Source organism: Corallococcus sp. AB049A, assembly GCF_003668885.1.
Taxonomy (GTDB): Bacteria; Myxococcota; Myxococcia; order Myxococcales; family Myxococcaceae; genus Corallococcus; species Corallococcus interemptor.
The window spans coordinates 1-446 of the sequence record NZ_RAWL01001102.1; the positions used below are offsets into that span (position 1 = coordinate 1).

The window sequence follows — 446 nt, forward strand, 5'->3', positions numbered from 1 at the left end:
GCGTGTACGACACGCTGATCGAGCCTCAAGACGGCCGGCCGGCAATGATGAACGAGATCGTCTGGCAGATCGCCACCGATTTTGATCTTGCCCCCAGCAATTTGCGCCTTGCAGCATTCGAACAAATCTTCGCCGGCCGCAAAGGTCGCGAAGATCGACTGGCCAACGCGCTCAAATGCGTGAGCGACACTTACCAGTGGGCGATCATCGACTGCCCGCCTTCGGTCGGCCTTATCACGTTCAACGCGCTCCGTGCCTGCGATGAGGTCATCGTCCCTGTCGAGACGGGCTACTTCAGCCTGCACGGCCTGGCGAAGGTGATGGAGACGCTCGAAGAACTCAAAGAGACGCTCGGCAAGGACGTCGCGATTCGTGTCCTGCCGACGCTCTACGACACCCGCACCAAGCTCGCACGCGAAGTGTTGAGCGAACTGCGCGCGAAATTC

Annotated in this window: 1 protein-coding gene; it reads left to right on the plus strand. The window is 60.1% G+C overall.

Annotation, left to right across the window (positions count from 1 at the left end):
- Positions 1-446: ParA family protein (locus D7X55_RS41040; RefSeq protein ID WP_147470499.1), on the plus strand; the 446-nt coding region annotated here is incomplete at both ends.